This is a genomic window from Halohasta litorea, assembly GCF_024494645.1.
In the GTDB taxonomy this organism is placed as follows: domain Archaea; phylum Halobacteriota; class Halobacteria; order Halobacteriales; family Haloferacaceae; genus Halohasta; species Halohasta litorea.
Genome location: NZ_JANHDJ010000007.1, coordinates 92,567 through 110,472 on the forward strand (window position 1 = coordinate 92,567; position 17,906 = coordinate 110,472).

Annotated in this window: 15 protein-coding genes; 11 read left to right on the forward strand and 4 right to left on the reverse strand. The window is 64.4% G+C overall.

The window, feature by feature from the left end:
* The first annotated feature begins 39 nt into the window (after positions 1-39).
* Positions 40-285 carry a glutathione S-transferase N-terminal domain-containing protein gene (locus NO877_RS16005; protein ID WP_256397355.1) on the forward strand — a complete coding sequence of 82 codons (246 nt, stop codon included), beginning with the start codon at positions 40-42 and terminating at the stop codon, positions 283-285.
* A gap of 6 nt (positions 286-291) precedes the next feature.
* On the opposite strand, the gene NO877_RS16010 is transcribed toward NO877_RS16005, so the two are convergent.
* The gene (locus NO877_RS16010) at positions 292-1,260 is read right to left on the reverse strand and encodes a transcriptional regulator (RefSeq protein ID WP_256397356.1); all 969 of its coding nucleotides are present in this window, start codon (positions 1,258-1,260) and stop codon (positions 292-294) included.
* Positions 1,261-1,415: 155 nt separating this feature from the next.
* Here NO877_RS16010 and NO877_RS16015 point away from each other — a divergent pair, with 155 nt between their 5' ends.
* Entirely contained in the window at positions 1,416-2,726 is a 1,311-nt protein-coding gene (locus tag NO877_RS16015; RefSeq protein ID WP_256397357.1) for a tRNA(Ile)(2)-agmatinylcytidine synthase, read from the forward strand.
* Position 2,727: 1 nt separating this feature from the next.
* On the opposite strand, the gene NO877_RS16020 is transcribed toward NO877_RS16015, so the two are convergent.
* Positions 2,728-3,687: a succinylglutamate desuccinylase/aspartoacylase family protein gene (locus NO877_RS16020; protein ID WP_256397358.1), complete on the reverse strand. Its 960-nt coding sequence runs from the start codon at positions 3,685-3,687 to the stop codon at positions 2,728-2,730.
* Positions 3,688-3,866: 179 nt separating this feature from the next.
* Between NO877_RS16020 and NO877_RS16025 the strand changes: the two genes are divergently transcribed.
* Together NO877_RS16025 and NO877_RS16030 are read left to right on the forward strand one after the other, a co-directional pair.
* Positions 3,867-5,216, forward strand: a complete 1,350-nt coding sequence (locus tag NO877_RS16025) for an MFS transporter (RefSeq protein ID WP_256397359.1) — start codon at positions 3,867-3,869, stop codon at positions 5,214-5,216.
* 128 nt (positions 5,217-5,344) lie between these two features.
* On the forward strand, positions 5,345-5,593 hold the full coding sequence (locus tag NO877_RS16030; RefSeq protein WP_256397542.1) for a DUF7536 family protein: 249 nt from the start codon (positions 5,345-5,347) through the stop codon (positions 5,591-5,593).
* A 1-nt stretch (position 5,594) separates the two neighbouring features.
* On the opposite strand, the gene NO877_RS16035 is transcribed toward NO877_RS16030, so the two are convergent.
* Positions 5,595-5,852, reverse strand: a complete 258-nt coding sequence (locus NO877_RS16035) for a MarR family transcriptional regulator (protein ID WP_256397360.1) — start codon at positions 5,850-5,852, stop codon at positions 5,595-5,597.
* Between the two features lie 113 nt (positions 5,853-5,965).
* On the opposite strand from NO877_RS16035, the gene NO877_RS16040 reads away from it, so the two are divergent.
* From NO877_RS16040 to mutL, 6 genes are all read left to right on the forward strand, one after another.
* Complete coding sequence (locus NO877_RS16040; RefSeq protein WP_256397361.1) at positions 5,966-6,280, forward strand: EMC6-like membrane protein; 315 nt, start codon at positions 5,966-5,968, stop codon at positions 6,278-6,280.
* Positions 6,280-8,100, forward strand: a complete 1,821-nt coding sequence (locus tag NO877_RS16045) for a ribosome biogenesis/translation initiation ATPase RLI (RefSeq protein WP_256397362.1) — start codon at positions 6,280-6,282, stop codon at positions 8,098-8,100. Before NO877_RS16040 ends, NO877_RS16045 begins: the two co-directional genes overlap by 1 nt.
* A gap of 708 nt (positions 8,101-8,808) precedes the next feature.
* Positions 8,809-11,514, forward strand: coding sequence for a DNA mismatch repair protein MutS (gene mutS, locus NO877_RS16050; protein ID WP_256397363.1), 2,706 nt, complete (start codon positions 8,809-8,811; stop codon positions 11,512-11,514).
* 300 nt (positions 11,515-11,814) lie between these two features.
* Positions 11,815-12,861: a DUF4397 domain-containing protein gene (locus tag NO877_RS16055; protein WP_256397364.1), complete on the forward strand. Its 1,047-nt coding sequence runs from the start codon at positions 11,815-11,817 to the stop codon at positions 12,859-12,861.
* Between the two features lie 116 nt (positions 12,862-12,977).
* On the forward strand, positions 12,978-13,490 hold the full coding sequence (locus tag NO877_RS16060) for an NUDIX hydrolase (RefSeq protein ID WP_256397365.1): 513 nt from the start codon (positions 12,978-12,980) through the stop codon (positions 13,488-13,490).
* Complete coding sequence (gene mutL / locus NO877_RS16065; RefSeq protein WP_256397366.1) at positions 13,483-15,684, forward strand: DNA mismatch repair endonuclease MutL; 2,202 nt, start codon at positions 13,483-13,485, stop codon at positions 15,682-15,684. Before NO877_RS16060 ends, mutL begins: the two co-directional genes overlap by 8 nt.
* Positions 15,685-15,705: 21 nt before the next feature.
* Here the strand turns inward: mutL and NO877_RS16070 are convergent, their stop codons facing one another.
* Complete coding sequence (locus NO877_RS16070; RefSeq protein WP_256397367.1) at positions 15,706-16,716, reverse strand: CapA family protein; 1,011 nt, start codon at positions 16,714-16,716, stop codon at positions 15,706-15,708.
* 183 nt (positions 16,717-16,899) lie between these two features.
* Here NO877_RS16070 and kdgK1 point away from each other — a divergent pair, with 183 nt between their 5' ends.
* Entirely contained in the window at positions 16,900-17,859 is a 960-nt protein-coding gene (gene kdgK1 / locus NO877_RS16075; RefSeq protein ID WP_256397368.1) for a bifunctional 2-dehydro-3-deoxygluconokinase/2-dehydro-3-deoxygalactonokinase, read from the forward strand.
* Positions 17,860-17,906: the final 47 nt, after the last annotated feature.

A 17,906-nucleotide genomic window follows, 5' to 3' on the forward strand; every position in this document is an offset into this window, starting at 1 on the left:
ATCACGGGATTCTTTTATATGGCGACCCTACACCGGGTGATGTCAGATCTCATCCTGTACGAACTGCCCGGCTGTCCGTTCTGTGCGAAAGTCACGAGCAAACTCGACGAACTCGGCCTCGACTACGAGTCCCGCAAAGTGCCCAGCGCGCGGAGCGAGCGCACCGAGGTCCAGGAGGTAAGCGGGCAGGCCGGTGTCCCGGTGCTCATCGACGAGGAACACGGCATCGACGGAATGCCCGAAAGCGACGATATCGTCGCCCACCTCGAACAGCATTACGCCTGATCGAGGCTACTCGTCGGGTTCGGCCGACCGCTCGCGGATCAGCTCCCGAATCCGGTCGGGGTCGTCGATCGACGCTAATTCTTCACAGGAGACGATCGCCGTGCCTTCGACCGACTCCCGTTTGACCCGATCGGTCGTGAAGTAGATCGACCGCGTCTCGGTCACTCGGCCGATCGAACTCATCAGGCGGGCGCGTTTTTCGGCACTCGGTGTGAACGACGAGTGCCCTGTCAGCACGGTGCGCTCACGGGAGTCGCTGTCCTCGCTGACGGCTTTAAACGGCGAGCGGTTGGTGGGGTGGACGTCGAACCCAGCCTCCGTGAGCGTCGACAGGACGTGTGCGTCGTCGGGGTCGACGTCCGGCCCCTCGGGGATCGGGTCGGCGTCGCGGACGTCTTCGGCCCCGTCGAACACCGAGACGGGGTTCGAAAACGGCTCGTTGAACAGCTCTTCGAGCTTGATCGCCACCTCGATGGAGGCGTTCATCCCGTCTTCGTATTTGGACACTGTTCGGCGAGAGACGCCGAGTTCGTTGGCAAGCCGACCTAGACTCCAGCCGCGCTCCTCCCGTTCGTCGGCGATCAGATCGCCGTCGATACTGACGTACAGCCCACCGGGAGCGGCGTAAATCAGCGGCGGGACCTCCTCGATGAACAGGTCGTAGGCGGTGTCGGGGTTGAACACCGGCACGCCGTGGCGGAAGTAGACGACGCCGGGTTCGAGGTCCTCGTTGCGCGTCCGCAGGCCGATCACCAGCGGCGTCGCCGACAGGTAGTCGCCCAGCCGTCGGAGCTCGGCACCCGTTTCGCCCGTGAAGGCGTCGATATTGCCGAGGATTTTCAAGAGCACGAGGTCCTCGCCGCGGCGGGCTGCAAGGTCGAAACTCTTGGGTCGGACCGAACACCGCTCGCTGACGAGGAACCCCGCATCCTCCAGCATCGCGGTGATGTTGCCGACCAGTGCTGTTCGTGACATAACCGAATCTAGGCGATTTGCGACATATATGTGTTGCGTCGCCGAAACGGACCGTCGGGCTTGCGTCACTGGATTACCCGCTGACGGAGATCCGGAGTTTTATATAGACGGTCGGAGCCGAAAGCGGTTTTTCCGCCGGTCGGCTACCCTGAGCGATGACAGTCATCGGCCTCGACGATACCGACTCCCGCAGCGAGGGGATGTGTACGACCTACCTCGCCGCGCGGCTCGCCGAGACGATCGAGGCCGACGGCGGCAGCGTCGACCGCCGCCTTCTCGTGCGACTCAACCCCGCGGTGAAACACAAAACACGAGGCAACGCCGCCCTCGCGCTCCACACCGATCTCGACGCCGACCGAGCCTTCGAGGTGGCCTGCGACCATCTGGAGTCGCTGGCGATCGACGCCGACAGCCGAACGAGTCCAGGAGTAGTCGTCGCCCCCGGTCGGCCCGAAACCGTCCCCGACCCAGTGGTCGACCACGCCCGGCGAGCGATCCGCCACCGACTCTCACTTGAAAACACGCTCGAGGTGATCGACGACGCGGGCTATCATCACCGCGGCTGGGCCGGTGCGGGTTGCGATGTCGAGGGGCGGGGACGGATCGGTGCGCTGGCCGCAGTTGGTGCATGGGAAGCCTTCGGGGAGTGGACCTACGAGACGATCGCCTACCGCGAGTTCGACCGCTGTGGCACACCCCGTACAATCGACACCGAGGCCGTATTTAAAAGCGCCGAGGCGGGGTATCCCGAGGTGTGGGATACCGTCGACCGCGAGGCCGCCGAAGCGGTCTGTGTCCCCAACGCTCCGGGGCCAATCTTGTATGGGATTCGGGGCGACGACCCCGAAGCGACCCGGCAGGTCGCCGCCGAGATCGGGAGCGCCGATGGTACCGAACCGGTCGACCGCTGGTCGACTTTTAAAACTAATCAGGGCACCGACCAACATCTCGCCGCCGGAGCGGTCGGCTCGCTCCAAGAGGGGACGGGCTACCGGGTCGACGGCGTTGTCGCTACCGATCCCGAAACGCGGCAGGGCGGCCACGTCTTTTTTAAGTTAGCCGCCGAGGACAGGTCGAACGTAGCGACGGTCGACTGCGTGGCCTTCGAACCCACGAAACGGTTCCGCGACCGGGTTCGTGGGCTCCGCGTCGGCGACCGACTGACCGTCTGCGGCGAGCACAGCGACGGGACAATTAAACTCGAAAAGTTCGCGGCACGGGAGCTGAACCGGACCGAGCAGGTGACTCCGGAGTGTTCCAGCTGCGGTCGACGCATGAAATCGGCGGGCCGGGATCAGGGCTACCGGTGTCGGGACTGTGGAACGAGCAGGCCGGGAAAAGTTAGCCGCGAAGTCGACCGAGGGCTTGAGAGAGGGTGGTACGAGGTGCCGCCGGTCGCCCGCCGACACATTGCCCGCCCACTGGTTCGGGGCGGGTTCGACGCACCGATCCATCCCGAGCGCTGAGCTAATAGCTGTCGACGTTGGTGCCGACCGAACAAACGTACTCACCGGCGGCGACCTGCGGCAGTCGTCGAGACCGCCAGAAGATGCCGTCGTTGTCGGCCTCGACGGTCGCTTTGGACTGGCCGAAGGCGTCCGTTATCTCGAACAGCGGCTCACCGGCCGAGACGCGTGCGCCGAGGTCGGCCCGGTAGTCGACGATGCCGCCGACCGGCGCGCCGAACTGGTCGAACCGTTTGGCCCGTGTCTGGCGACTCGTCGAGACCTCGCCGTCCAGGAAGCCGTAGTGTCTGAGCACGTTAAAGACGCCCTCGACGCCCCGCTGAATGCTCTCCTCGCCGAAGCCGACCGCGCCGCCGAGTTCGGGGTCGACCGTCGGAATCCCCTCATCGGGGGCGACGCGGGCGAGTTGGCCCTCGGGGCCTTTCTGGTCGAGGACGTAGCCGCAGTCGAAGACTTTGGCCAACTGGAGACACTCGCTGTGAAGGCTGTGTCGGCGGCCACACCGAACCCGGACCTCGTCGATCATCCGGCTGGTCGAGCCCTGATGAAGGTCCAAAATCAGATCGGCAGTCTTGGCGGCGTCGAACACCGCCGCCGAAATGCGCTCGCTGGAGCTGCCGGTGTGGTCGCCGGGAAACGTCCGGTTCAGTTTCCGGTCGTCGATCGGATTACGGTGTTCGGCCACCTGGAAGCCGTGGTAGTTGACGATGCCGACGACGAGGATTGCCCCCGACAGCCTCGCCGGATCGAGCTGGGGGACGACCCGGCGGATCACACCGAGCCCGTTGAGTTCGTCGCCGTCGCTGACTGCCTGCAGATAGAGGCGTTTGCCGTCGTCGACACCGTTGATTACGGCCACCGGGAGTCCGACACTGCTGCCGTCGCGGGTTTCGCCGATGTCGAGCCGGCCGATGGCTGACTCACCGGGGGCCGCGCTCGCGGTGCCGAGCGAGATCGTCATTGCTCGGAGTGAGGGACGCACCGACCTTTAGAAGTTCGGTCGGGGCCAACGAGACGACCACCCGCCATCGAGTGGTTTCGGTGCCCTAGCGACCGGTTCGAGATCCGGTGTCGACCGGGTCGCAGCCGTCGACCACCGGTTCCGGTGCTGTTTTGCGGCATGGCCGGGAACAGCCACCAATGAGCGACCGCGAAGCCGGGCCACTGGCGGGCTACCGGCAGTTCCTCTCGCTCCGCGGCGACGTGTTCGTCCTCTCGGTGGCGATGTTCGCCTTCAGCCTCGGCTTCCAGATGACCACCCGCTTCCTCCCGCGGTATCTGGAGGTCCTCGGCGCGAGCGCGCTCGTGATCGGGCTGTTCAGCACCGTCGGCAACCTGATCAGCGCCGTCTACCCCTACCCCGGCGGCATGGTCTCGGACCGCATCGGCTCCCGATACGCCCTGACGCTGTTCGGCCTCGCCTCGACGCTCGGCTTCGGCGTCTGGCTGGTCGCCCCCGCCTTCGGGACGATCACCATCGGCGGCCTCTCGATCCAGCCGTGGCTCTGGGTGTTCGTCGGCCTCGTGCTTGCGCAGGCGTGGAAATCCTTCGGGCTCGGGGCGACGTTCGCCATCGTCAAACAGAGCGTCGAGCCGAGCCAGCTGGCCCGGGGGTTCGCCAGCACCGAAACCTTCCGCCGGAGCGCCTTTCTGCTCGGCCCCCTCGTGGCCGCCGGGCTGCTCTCGCTCCATCCGAGCTTCGAGCTGAGTTTCCGCTACGTGCTGGCGGTGGCAGTCGTCTTTGGGGCAATCGCAACCGTGGTCCAGCATTTCTACTACGACGCCAGCGACGACTCCTTCGGCGACTCCTTTGCGGGCGTCGACCAAATTCGGGAGGATCTCCAGGAGATGCCGTCGACGCTCCGCCCGCTTTTGATCGGCGACACGCTGGTCCGGTTCGCCAACGGGATGGTGTACGCCTTCTTTATTATTGTCGTCACCAGCGCGCTCACCAGTGACGTGACGATCCCGCTCCCGGTCATCGGGAGCCGGAGTCTCTCGCCGGATGCCTTCTTCGGCGTCCTACTTGGCGTCGAGATGGCGATCGCCCTGCTGGTGATGGCTCCGGCGGCGGCGATGGCCGAACGGGTCGGACTGAAACCGGTCGTGGCGACCGGCTTTGCGGTGTATGCGATCTTTCCGATCCTGCTTATCAGTGCCCCGGCCACCGCGCCGGTGTTGGTCGTGTTGTTTGCGATCTCCGGACTCCGCTTTGCGGGGCTCCCGGCCCACAAGGCTCTGATCGTCGGCCCCGCGGAGGCGGGAGCCGGGGGTCGAGTGACGGGCTCGTACTACCTGCTGCGGAACGTCATCGTGATCCCGAGCGGCGCGCTCGGCGGCGCGCTCTACGGTGGCGTGGCGAATCCGGTCGGCACGGGACAGCTGATACCCGAGAGCCCGCTGCTTGCCTTCGGGTTGGCGACCGTGATCGGACTGGTAGGCACCGGCTACTTCCTCCTCTTCGGAGAGGAGTTCAAGGCCTACCGCTGATTGGAAGTCGACGGTCAGTGGTGTGGAGCAGCACCGGTCCGGCGAGTCAATCCGGTGTGGATTTAGTTATCCAGTGGCTACGGGACGGTGTGAGCGACGCTTCATCCGACAGCCAACCGGAGACGTTGATGGAGGCTCTTGCGGTGAAACGAAACGTCGGCATCGGCCTCATCGTTGGCGTCGGCGTGGCGGTCGTAGCCTACGCGATCCGAGTGTTCGAACTGTTCGGCCCGGTCGTCACGACGCGAGAGTATCCAGTTCTCGGGCCCGAAGGCTGGTTTCTCATGCTGGCGGTCGTCTTCGCATCGGCGACGGCACTACTGGTAATACTGGTGTTGACCGGCGTTCGGGTCGCACGGCTCGCCAAAGAGAGTTGAGTCAGTCGGCACTCGGTGCCGTCTCGGCTTCGGGTGTGAGTTCGTAGATGTTCTGCCGAGCATCCGCGAAATATACGTCCTCGTCGACGACGCCGATAGCTTCGAGCCGTTCGAGCGCATACCGCACGGTTCGAGCCGACAGCATCGACTCCTCGACGATCCCCTTCTGTGTCAGCGTGCCGTTGTATTCGAGCACCTTGAAAACCAGCTTGGCGCTCGGTGGCAGATCGTCGAGGTCCTCTTGATCTGTTCCTGCCATCATCCCTACTGAAACGGCACACTGTTATAAAATTTGACCAGCAATCCACCGCCGCGGCGTCACCGCTGGGTTGTAAACGAACTGCTTTTCATGACCGACGCCGAACGGCGACCATGGCTACTGAATCGGCATCCGGTCTCTCCGACCACATGCGCGGAGTGACCGTCACGACGAGTGCTTGCCTTGGGGGGATTCTCGCAGGGCTGGCCTCGGCGGTCGTCGTCGGGACAACACCCGAAGCGGCGGCCGATATCCAGGCCGTCCTCATCATGGGGATCGCGGTGTTCGCACAGTACCCGATCCTCAAGCTCGTCGGCGTCGACATCGGCGAGTTCGGCATCAAGGACAACCTCTTCGTATCGTTCATGACGTTCTGTCTCTGGTTTATCACCTACGCCATCCTGCTCACCTCGGCGGTGAGCTTCTAATGGCCGATGACAGCATCGCGGTCGTCGACCTCGACCGCTGTCAACCCGACCGTTGTAACTACGAGTGTGCCAACTTCTGCCCGCCAAACCGGACGGGCAAGGAGTGTATCACCGTCCGCGGCGAGGACGCCGAAACCGGCGACCCCGATCAGGTGCGGATCTCCGAGGAGATCTGTCTGGGCGAAACCTGCGGGATCTGCGTCGAGAAATGTCCCTTCGACGCGATCGAAATCATCAATCTTCCCCAGGAGCTCACCGAAGAGCCGACCCACCGCTACAACGAAAACGCCTTCGCGCTCTACGGCCTCCCCGTCCCGGAGCCCGGCAAGGTGACCGGGATTCTGGGACCCAACGGGATCGGGAAGTCGACCGCGGTCAACGGACTCGCCGGGGAGATGATCCCGAACCTCGGCGACTACAGCGACGAGCCCAGCTGGGATGCGGTGCTCGAACGCTACCGGGGCTCGGAGCTCCAGCAGTTCATCAACCGCCTGATCGACGGCGAGATCGACATCGCCCGCAAACCACAGTACGTCGACCAGATCCCCAAACAGTTCGACGGCAAAACGCGGGAGCTCCTGGAGGCGACCGACGAGCGGGGCGAACTCGACTATCTGGTCGACCGCCTCAGCATTCGGCCAGTGATGGACCAGCCGATCGACTCGATTTCGGGCGGCGAACTCCAGCGGGTGGCGATCGCTGCCACGCTCGCCCGCGATGCGGACTTCTACTTCCTCGACGAGATCACGCCCTACCTCGACGTGGGCCAGCGAATGGTCGCCGCGCGACTCATCCGCGAACTCGCCGAGGACGAGGAGACCGACCGCTCGATGCTCGTGGTCGAACACGATCTGGCGATTCTCGATCTCTTGGCGGACTCGATCCACGTCGGCTACGGTGAGCCCGGCGCATTCGGTGTGATCACGCCGCCCAAATCGGTCCGCAAGGGAATCAACGAATACCTCGAAGGCTACCTCACCAACGAGAATATGCGGATTCGCCCCGAGAAGATCACCTTCGAGGAACACGCCCCGCGGGCGACGACCAAGGGGATGCCACTCGTGGAGTACCCAGACCTCGAAAAATCGTACGGCGAAGGCGAGTTCTCGCTGGAAGTCGACAGTGGGACGATCTACGAGGGCGAAGTCCTCGGCATCGTCGGGCCGAACGGGATCGGCAAGTCGACGCTCGCCAAGATGTTCGCGGGCTCGATCGACCCCGACGAGGGGAGTCTCGACTTCGAACTCGACATCTCCTACAAACCGCAGTACATCGAGATCGACCAGCCGATGCGGGTCGATAGCTTCCTCTCGTCGATCACCGACGAGTTCGGCACCTCCTACTGGAACACGGAGGTCGCCCAGCCGCTGCAGCTGGAGCGGATCATGGAACAGCAGCTCACCGATCTCTCGGGTGGCGAACGCCAGCGCGTGGCGATCGCCGCGTGTCTCTCCGACGAGTCGGATCTCTACGTGCTCGACGAGCCGTCGGCCCACCTCGACGTCGAACAGCGGGTGCAGGCGACAACCGCAATCCGGCGCTACGCCGAGAACCACGACGCCACGGTGCTCGTGATCGACCACGACATCTACATGATCGACCTGCTGGCCGACCGGCTGATGGTCTTCGACGGCGAACCGGCCCAGCATGGTCACGCCGCGATGCCCCAGGAGATGCGCGCAGGTATGAACGACTTCCTCGCGGATCTCGATATCACGTTCCGGCGCGACGAGCGGACGAGTCGACCGCGGATCAACAAGCCGGGGAGTCAGAAGGACTCGACCCAAAAGCGGCAGGGCGAGTACTACTACGCGCCCTGATCGGCTTCTCGGGAGTCGACTCTATTTATAAATCAGCAGATAACGAGATACAAGACATAGAGCGTGGATGCAGCACGGATTCACGTACATTTTGGGTTTCGTAGAGTACTCAATATTCGTCTCTACTGAAAGACGGTGAACCGGTCGTGCCAAAAATACGCAGATCCGAGTAGCGTCATTGCGATACTAACGACAGCGTTCATAGTGGCCAACCACAGATCATCTTCCAAGACCCCTACACCCGCCGAAATGAGAGCGAATACAATCCACACGGCCCCCACGAGATATTGCCAGTTTTTCTCCTTCATACTGACAAGCTGGATGGTGGATACACTGATAGGTATCGATCCCGGACTGAGAATTCCGACCGTATTAAGTCATGATCGGGGTGGATGCTGCATTCGCGCCCGCAGTCTCGCAGTGCCGTCGACGGATCTCATAGAAAGGAGAATCAATTGCTACCTGCTATTTAAATAACCATATAAATACGGTGTATTATTAGTGATTGGTCTGCTGTAGGCAGTGGCTGCGTTCAGCAAGAGCATCCGCGCGAGCGGAGCGAGCGCGGTTCCCGGACGGCGAGGCCGGAGGCCGAGCCGTCCGCCCTTTTTCATCGAAGTTTTTGCGCCGAGCGGTTCGCCGTGGCGAACCCGAGGCGGAAAAAGTTCGACCCGTAGGGCTTTAGCCGGAGACGGACCCAGAGAGGGTATGTCTCAGGGAATCGTCGAGGAATTTCTGTCGATCAAAGCCGACAGCGACGCGGATCTTTTGGCGATGCAGTGTGGCGATTTCTACGAGTTCTTCGCCAACGACGCCGAAACGGTCAGCGACGAACTCGATCTCACCGTCTCCCAGAAGTCCTCGCATGGCTCGTCGTACCCGATGGCGGGGATTCCGCTCTCGGAGCTCACCCCCTATATGAAAGCGCTCGTCGACCGCGGCTACCGGGTGGCGGTTGCCGACCAGTTCCAGGACGACAACGGCGACCACTACCGCGAGATTACCCGACTCATCACCCCCGGCACGCTGATCGAGACGACCGACGCCGACGCCCAGTATCTCGCGGCGGTCGTGCGGAGCGAGGGCAGTTCCGGGGACGTGACCGGTCCCTACGGGCTCGCTTTCGCCGACATCACCACGGGCCAGTTCTACGTCACCGAGGTCGACACCGCGGCCGACGCCCACGCCGAACTCTACCGATTCGATCCCGCCGAAGTGCTGCCGGGGCCGGAGGTGCGGACGGACGACGAGTTTGCCCGCCAACTCCGCGAGCGGAGCGACGCCTCGCTGACGCTGTTCGACACCGACGCCTTCGCCCCGGGGCGGAGCGCCCACACCGTCCGGGAGCAGTTCGGCAGCGAAACCGTCGACAGCATCGGCCTCGAGTCGGATCTCGCGGTGCGTGCGGCGGGAGCCATCCTCTCATACGTCGAGGAAACCGGCGTCGGCGTCACACAGTCGATGACCCGCCTGCAGGCCTACACCGCCGCCGACCACCTGACGCTCGACGGAACCACACAGCGGAACCTCGAACTCGTCGAGACGATGCACGGCGACGGAGAGGGCTCGCTCATGGACACCATCGACCACACCGAAACCAGCCCCGGCGGGCGGCTGCTGCGGGAGTGGCTCACGCGGCCCCGACAGGACGAAACCGAACTCCGGCGGCGGCTCGACTGCGTGACGGCGCTGGCTGCGGCGGCCCTCCCACGGGAGCGCCTTCGGGAGACGTTAGACGGCGGCTACGATCTCGAACGGCTGGCCAGCCGGGCTGCAAGCGGCAGTGCCAACGCCCGGGACCTGCTTTCGGTCCGGGACACTCTCGGCCTGTTGCCCGCACTGGCCGACGAAATCTCCGGGGGACAGTTGGCCGACTCGCCGCTGTCGACCGTCGTCGAGCAACCCGACAGGGAGGCGGCGGCCGACCTTCGGGAGACCCTCGACGAGGCACTCGCCGATGACCCGCCGAAAACCGTCACCCAGGGTGGCCTGTTCAGACACGGGTTCGACGACGAGCTCGACGAGCTGATCGAGCGCCACCGCGAGGTCGAGGAGTGGCTCGACGGGCTGGCCGATCGGCTCAAACGGCAACACGGTCTCAGCCATGTGACCGTCGACCGGAACAAGACGGACGGCTACTACATACAGGTGGGGAAATCCCAAGCGGATACGGTGCCCGAGAGCTTCCAGCACATCAAGACGCTCAAAAACTCCAAACGGTTCGTCACCGACGAACTGGCCGAACGGGAACGGGAGATCCTCCGGCTCGAAGAGTCCCGCGGCGAGCTCGAATACGAACGCTTCCAGGAGCTCCGCGAGACGGTCGCCGAGCGGTCGGCGCTCCTCCAGGATGTCGGACGGGCGATCGCGGAGGTCGACGTGCTGTGCTCGCTGGCGACTCACGCAGCGGCCAACGACTGGAATCGGCCGGAGCTCTCGGCTGACGGCCGCCTCGATATCGAGGCGGGACGCCATCCCGTCGTCGAGCAGGCCACCGAGTTCGTCCCCAACGACCTGCGGCTCGACGACGACCGCGGCTTTCTGATCGTCACCGGCCCCAACATGAGCGGGAAGTCGACGTATATGCGGCAGGCCGCGCTGATCACTTTGCTGGCGCAGGTCGGCAGCTTCGTTCCCGCGCGGGCGGCGACGGTGCGGATCGTCGACGGGATCTACACGCGGGTGGGCGCGCTGGACGAACTCGCACAGGGTCGCTCGACGTTCATGGTCGAGATGCAGGAGCTCTCGAACATCCTCCACTCAGCGACCGAGGACTCGCTGGTGATCCTCGATGAGGTCGGTCGCGGCACGGCGACCTACGACGGGATCTCGATCGCGTGGGCCGCGACCGAGTACATCCACAACCGGATCGGCTGTCACTGTCTGTTTGCGACCCACTACCACGAACTGACCGCGCTGGCCTCCCATCTGGATCGCGTCGACAACGTCCACGTCGCGGCGGACGAACGCGACGGCGAGATTACCTTTCTGCGGACGGTCCAGGAGGGACCGACCGACCGCTCCTACGGGATTCACGTCGCCGACCTGGCGGGCGTCCCGCTGCCGGTCGTCGACCGAGCGCGGAACGTCCTGGACAAACTCCGCGAGGAGAAAGCCATCGAAGCCAAAGGCGCAGGCGGCGACACCGAGCCGACACAGGCAGTGTTCGATCTCAGCGCCGGGGAGTTTCAGCGCCCCGAGACCAACGGAACAGCGGACCATGCAGCCACAGACACCACCGCGAGCACCGACCACGAAGCGGGCGGCGGGGCGACAACGCCAGTTCAACAGTCGGTCGACCCGGCGGCCGAGGCCGTGCTCGAAGCCATCGCGTCGACTGATATCAACGAAACACCCCCCGTCGAACTGATGGCGAAAGTCCAGGAGTGGCAGGACCAACTGGACGACCGCTAGCCAGTAGCCGACGGATACACCGCTGATAGAGGGGTACTAACTACTGACAAAGTACATATAAATAGTTGAATTCTCACAAGGAGTGGAATCTCAGTTCGTTCTAAATGTCTGTATTCATATAATTATATACGATGCCAATACAGGCCGTTGAGAGGCGTATTCACTGAAATAGCCAAACAGTATTGTCCAACTACTGTTGTATTATCAGGATTAGTCAGTTATTCATTAGGCCACTACCTGACTATCTCCGTATTTGAAAAAACATTAACATGTATGTGACCACAATCGTGGGATGTTGTTATGAATGACTCACGACGCAGGGACTTTCTCAAGGTAGCTGGTGGTGTCGCGGTCGTTGGAAGCCTCGCAGGCTGTGCGGGAGAGGCCCAGGAAGACGGCAACGGTGGCGGCAACGAGACGGAGGGCGAACAGCCCGACGCTCCCGAGCAAAACGAGACGGAAGACGAACAGCCCGAAGAAGAACAGCCCGAAGACGAACAGCCGGAGGAAGGTAGCGGCGAGGACCTGATCCAGATCGCCCACATGATCCCGGACTTCCCGGCCGTCGACGTCTACGTCGACGACGGCGAGGAGCCGGTGGTCAGCGATCTCGAATACACCGATGTCACGGGGTACATCCCGCTTGCTGCTGGCGATCACCAGATCCGCGTCACGGCCGCGGGCTCCCAAGCGCTCTCGGTGTTCGACGAACAGGTGTCGGTTCCGGCGGGCAACACGACGGCGGTCGCCCTCCCAACGCCGGAAGAGGGTAACGGAGGCGGCGGGATGGACCGCGGCTTCCAGCTCGAACTGTACAGCGACGAAAACACCGCACCGGAGAACTCGATCAACAACTCCCGGCTCCGCGCCATCCACGCCTCACCCGACGCACCGGCAGTCGACGTGCTGGTCGGGCAGACGCCGGTGTTCGAGGGCGTCGCCTTCGGCGATGCGGCGTACTTCGACCTGCCAGCGGGCGACTACGAGCTCAGTATCGTCCCGGCAAACGGCGGTACAAACGGCGGCGCTGGGGGCGGAAACGAGTCCGAAAACGGCGGCGACGGTGGGATCTTCTCCAGTCTTCAAGCCGACGGCGGGAGCGATATCAGCCTGCTCCAGGAGGAAGACGAAGGAGAAAACGAAACCGTCCCCGAAGAGGACGAAGCCGAAGACGCTGGTCCCGAGGCCGTGTTGAGCTTCGATGTGACGACCGAACCGAACGGCGTCTACACCGCGTTCGTCACCGGCTACCTCGATCCCGAGGCCGCCAACTCGGAGGCGGAACTCGAAGTCGTCGTCACCCAAGACGTGATCGAGGGCGAGGTCGCCGAGGCCGAAGACGACTAACGAGGCGGACACGCGTTCAGGCTGGCCGGTCGACCGGCGCTGCGGCCCCCTGTTTTCGGCAGTGGATTGATAGGCCATACCCACGTCTATACGGTAATGAATTCGAATCGGAGTGTGTGGGTGTTCCCCCAACGACCACAGAACCCGGCCACACAGTCACCACGGCCGATGGCGGCCGCAGCCGCGGGGAGGGATCGATGACCGACCAGCCGCTGATCGCGGAGGTCAGTCAGAAAGCGATCGTCCTCTCGCCGGACAGCGATCTGCTGGTAATGCAAATGGACCCCGAGACGTGGGAACTCCCGGGGGGCCGCATGGGGGCCTACGAGGAGCCACTCGTCGGGGTCAAACGCGAAGTCCGGGAGGAGACCGGGCTGTCGGTCGACATCCAGGAGCCGGTCCATACCGCCGCGTGGCGCAACGACGTCGGCAGGGGGCGGTTCAGCGTCGTCTACTGGTGTGAGACCGACTCGAAAGACGTCACGCTGAGCCACGAACACTGTGATTACGCGTGGGTCAGTCCACGAACCGCCAGAGACGAGTTTCTGACCGTCAGCATCCACCAGCGGGCGATCGACGAACTGTTGGACGCCCAGCCGACCCTCGCCCGGCCGATGGACGATGACTGACACCCATCCGGAGATCCGCCCGCTCGACGAGTCGACCGTCCAGCGGATCGCCGCCGGAGAGGTGGTCGAACGGCCCGCCTCGGTCGTCAAGGAACTGATCGAAAACAGCCTCGATGCCGGGGCGAGCCGGATCGACGTGACGGTCGACCGCGGCGGCAAAAACGGCATTCGCGTCAGCGACGACGGCCGCGGGATTCCCGAGTCGGAACTGTCGCGGGCGGTCGCAGAACACGCGACCAGCAAGATCAGCGGGATCGACGATCTCGAAGCCGGGGTCGGCAGTCTCGGCTTTCGGGGGGAGGCACTGTCGACGATCGGCGCGGTCTCGCGGCTGACGATCCGCTCGCGGCCACAGGGCGGCACAGCCGGGACCGAACTCACCGTCGACGGTGGCACGATGGGCGACCCCCAGCCAGCGGGCTGTCCGGAGGGAACGACCGTCGAGGTCGAAGACTTGTTTTTCAACACGCCCGCTCGCAAGAAGTTCCTCAAGCGCGATAGTACGGAGTTCGACCACATCAACACCGTCGTGAGTCAGTACGCGCTGGCGAACCCCGAGGTGGCGGTCTCGCTGACCCACAACGAGCGCGAACTGTTTGCGACCGAGGGAAGCGGGTCGCTCCGGTCGGCCGTGTTGGCGGTCTACGGCCGCGAGGTCGCCGAATCGATGCTCGAAATCGAGTACTCGACCGAGGAGGACGCACCCGTCGACTCGATTTCGGGGCTCATCAGCCACCCCGAGACCACCCGGAGCACCCGTGCGTATCTGGCGACGTTCGTCAACAGCCGCTACGTGACGGCAGCGTCGCTCCGCGGGGCAGTCGTCGACGGCTACGGTGGCCAACTCGCCCCCGATCGGTACCCGTTTGCGGTGCTGTTCGTCGACGTGCCGCCCGAATCAGTGGATGTCAACGTCCACCCCCGGAAAACGGAGGTGCGGTTCGACGACGAAGGCGGGGTCACCGATCTCATCAGCGAGGCCGTCGAGCGAACGCTCGTCGACGGTGGGTTGATCCGGTCGGGAGCCCCGCGTGGTCGGTCGGCCCCAGCGGAGACCGAAATCGCACCCGAAGGGTCCGATGGAGCCGACAGCGAGACACCGAGCGACGAAATCGGGGAGCCAGCCGATAGCTTACCGAGCCGGTCGGCGTCGGCTGCCGAGGAGCCGCCGAGGGAGACCGTCGATGCCGAAGAACCGGCTCCGGAGCCCAACAGCGCAACCGAGAGCAGCGAAGAGTCGGTCACTGCCGAGCCGGTCGACCCGAGCGATGAGGATAGCTGGACGGTCGACGGGCTGGGTGGCGACTCGCCGAAGGACACGCGACAACAAGCAGGCTCCACAACGCAAGCGGAGACAAACGGTGGCCCAAAGGTGTCAGCACAGACCGCGGGTGAGACCAACAGCGAATCGGCCAGCGAGACGAGCCAGCCATCCCCAGCGACGAACGATCCGAAGCCGGAGTATACGGAATCCACAACGCCCACAGACCAGTCGACGGACCGCCAGTACAGCTTCGGCAAGCCGACGACACAGCAGACCCTCACCGGCGGCGAGACGACCGACGGGCGGCAGTACGACCACCTGCCGGATCTCCGGCTGTTGGGCCAGCTGTACGACACCTACCTGCTCGCCGAGACCGACGACGGACTGATCTTGATCGACCAGCACGCCGCCGACGAGCGGGTAAACTACGAGCGGCTCCAGGAGACCGTCGCCGACTCGCCGTCGACCCAAGCCCTCGCCGAGCCGGTTAGCCTCGAACTAACGGCCCGCGAGGCCGCACTGTTCGACGATCACAGCGAGAGCCTCGCGGAGGTCGGCTTTCGAGCCGAACGCCGGGGGACCCGCGAGATCGAAGTGCATGCGGTTCCGGCGGCCTTCAGCACGACGCTCGACCCCGAACTGCTGCGGGACGCCCTCATGGAGTTCGTCGACGCCGCCGACGGCGGCGAGGCGACCGTCGAGGCGGCGGTCGACGAGTTGTTGGCCGATCTCGCCTGTTACCCGTCGATCACCGGCAACACCTCGCTGACCGACGGCTCTGCCGTCGACCTACTGGCCGCGCTCGACGACTGCGAGAACCCCTATGCCTGCCCGCACGGCCGCCCGGTGATCATCGAGATCAGCCGCGAGGAGATCGATGACCGCTTCGAGCGGGATTACCCCGGCCACAGCGGTCGGCGTCAAGAGTAGTCCCCAACTACTAAAATGGTCTCAGGTGAGCGAGACGACAAGCCCCCGTCCGGCGCGGTCGAACTCGGTGTCGAACAGGGCGGAGCGCTCCTGGATCGTGGTTCGGCACCACGCGGCCCCGCGGTTGCTGGCGCGGTAGACCGCCCGGCCCTCGATTTCGGTCGGCCGGAGTTCGAGCTCCAGGAGCGTGCCATCACTCCCGACGACCAACTCGAAGAGGAAACTCCGGTCGTTTCGATGTTCGGGGTCGACCGCGTAGTCATCGACGAAATCTCCCATATCGTAACAGACGACCGTCGGTGACTCGCCACGCTCGATCACCTCGACGCCCTGAAACAGGTGGGCGCTGTGGCCAGCGACGAGGTCGACACCCCAGTCGGCCAACTTGCGGGCGACAGCTCGGTGGTCATCGAGGGGTTGGGTCCGGTTGTTCGGCCCCCAGTGGAGTGAGGCCACGAGCACATCGGGATCGAACTGGGTGGCCGCCGCAATCGACTCGCGGAGGACACTCATTGATTCCTCGTCGTCGGGATCGAACGCGACGTGAGCAGTGCCGGGGCGGTCTTCGGTGGCAGCGTAACCCGAGACGTTGTCGGTGAAGCCGACGACGGCGACGGTCACCCCCCGGCAGTCGACGGCGACTGGACGCCGGGCGGCCGCCCGCAAGCGACCTGCGCCGACCGTTTCGACGTCGACAGCCGACAGCGCTGAGAGCGTGTCTTCGAGCGCGTCGGGGCCGAAATCCATCGCGTGGTTGTTGGCGAGACTACAGCAGTCGACCGTGGCAGCCCGAAGCGCGTCGGTCGACCAGTCGGGATCGGCCCGGAAGTGGAACCGTCGGCCGGGCCACGGCTCGCCACGTGTCGAGAGACAGCATTCGAGATTGACGAACAGGCCATCGAGCCCGCGGAGCCGCGACTGGAGGTTCCCCCAGAGGGCCGCAGGCGACCGCTGACCGTCCCGGTAGGCGTCGTTTACCTGCCGACCGAGCATGACATCGCCGGTGAATCCGAGACGGTGTGTGGAGGACATACTATGGCGTATGCCATCAATAGTCAAATCGTTCGTCCATGGTTGCGGCCGGGATGGGTTTGGTTTAACGACAGAGACGTAGGAACCGCTTACTCTCCGCATCCCGTGTATTTCGGCAGTTCCTAACGATTGGACTTAAGGGGCGATCACGCCGATAGCTGGGTATGAACGGCGGTCGATACCATGGCTGACCTCGTAACGTTCGGTGAGACGATGCTCCGACTCTCGCCTCCGGCTGGCCAGCGGCTCGAAACCGAAGGCGAGCTCGATGCTCAGGTCGGCGGGGCCGAAAGCAACGTCGCGGCCGCCGCGGCCAGCCTCGGCACCGACGCGGCGTGGCTCTCGAAGCTCCCGGCGAACCCGCTGGGTCGACGCGTCGTCCGATCGCTCCGCAGTCACGGCGTCACTCTCGACGTCGCGTGGGATGACAGCGATGCGGCCCGGCTCGGTACCTACTACCTCGAACGCGGAGCCGATCCCCGCGGCACCGACGTCATCTACGACCGCGCCGACGCCTCGATCACGACCGTCGCGGCCGGGGAACTCGATCTCTCGGTCGTCGAGTCGGCCGACGTGTTCCACACGACCGGAATCACCCCCGCGCTGTCGGCGGCGGCCAGCGAGACGACCACGGAGTTGCTGCGGGTGGCTGGCGAGGCCGACGTTACCCGGTCGTTCGATCTCAACTACCGCTCGAAGCTCTGGTCGGCCGCCGAGGCACGGGAGCGCTACGAGTCGCTGTTAGGGCATGTCGACCTCCTCTTCGCGCCGATCCGGGATGCCCGAACCGTCCTCGGCTACGATGACGACGCCGAATCGGTCGCCTACCGGCTGGCCGACGACTACGACATCGAGACGGTCGTCGTCACCCGCGGGGCGACCGGCTCGCTGGCCTACACCGACGGCGAGATCGTCGAACAGGGTGTGATCGACGCCGAGACGGTCGACGCCATCGGCACCGGCGACGCCTTCGTCGGCGGCGTGCTGGCCGAACTGATCGACGGCAGCGGGATCGACACCGCCCTCTCATACGGCGCGGCGGCGGCCTCGCTGAAGCGAACAGTCGAGGGCGACGTACTCGTCACGACTCGCGCGGAGGTCGAAGCCGCCCTCAACCAGTCGACCGACGGGATCTCGCGGTAACACCGAGCGAAAGTACGAATCGCACACAGCCACAGTACGGTTTTACC

Excerpts from the sequence above, each read along its gene's own strand:
- NO877_RS16005 (WP_256397355.1), top strand. The coding sequence starts at position 40 with ATGTCAGATCTCATCCTGTACGAACTGCCCGGCTGTCCGTTCTGTGCG.
- NO877_RS16010 (WP_256397356.1), bottom strand. The coding sequence starts at position 1,260 with ATGTCACGAACAGCACTGGTCGGCAACATCACCGCGATGCTGGAGGAT.
- NO877_RS16015 (WP_256397357.1), top strand. The coding sequence starts at position 1,416 with ATGACAGTCATCGGCCTCGACGATACCGACTCCCGCAGCGAGGGGATG.
- NO877_RS16020 (WP_256397358.1), bottom strand. The coding sequence starts at position 3,687 with ATGACGATCTCGCTCGGCACCGCGAGCGCGGCCCCCGGTGAGTCAGCC.
- NO877_RS16025 (WP_256397359.1), top strand. The coding sequence starts at position 3,867 with ATGAGCGACCGCGAAGCCGGGCCACTGGCGGGCTACCGGCAGTTCCTC.
- NO877_RS16030 (WP_256397542.1), top strand. The coding sequence starts at position 5,345 with ATGGAGGCTCTTGCGGTGAAACGAAACGTCGGCATCGGCCTCATCGTT.
- NO877_RS16035 (WP_256397360.1), bottom strand. The coding sequence starts at position 5,852 with ATGGCAGGAACAGATCAAGAGGACCTCGACGATCTGCCACCGAGCGCC.
- NO877_RS16040 (WP_256397361.1), top strand. The coding sequence starts at position 5,966 with ATGGCTACTGAATCGGCATCCGGTCTCTCCGACCACATGCGCGGAGTG.
- NO877_RS16045 (WP_256397362.1), top strand. The coding sequence starts at position 6,280 with ATGGCCGATGACAGCATCGCGGTCGTCGACCTCGACCGCTGTCAACCC.
- mutS (WP_256397363.1), top strand. The coding sequence starts at position 8,809 with ATGTCTCAGGGAATCGTCGAGGAATTTCTGTCGATCAAAGCCGACAGC.
- NO877_RS16055 (WP_256397364.1), top strand. The coding sequence starts at position 11,815 with ATGAATGACTCACGACGCAGGGACTTTCTCAAGGTAGCTGGTGGTGTC.
- mutL (WP_256397366.1), top strand. The coding sequence starts at position 13,483 with ATGACTGACACCCATCCGGAGATCCGCCCGCTCGACGAGTCGACCGTC.
- NO877_RS16070 (WP_256397367.1), bottom strand. The coding sequence starts at position 16,716 with ATGTCCTCCACACACCGTCTCGGATTCACCGGCGATGTCATGCTCGGT.
- kdgK1 (WP_256397368.1), top strand. The coding sequence starts at position 16,900 with ATGGCTGACCTCGTAACGTTCGGTGAGACGATGCTCCGACTCTCGCCT.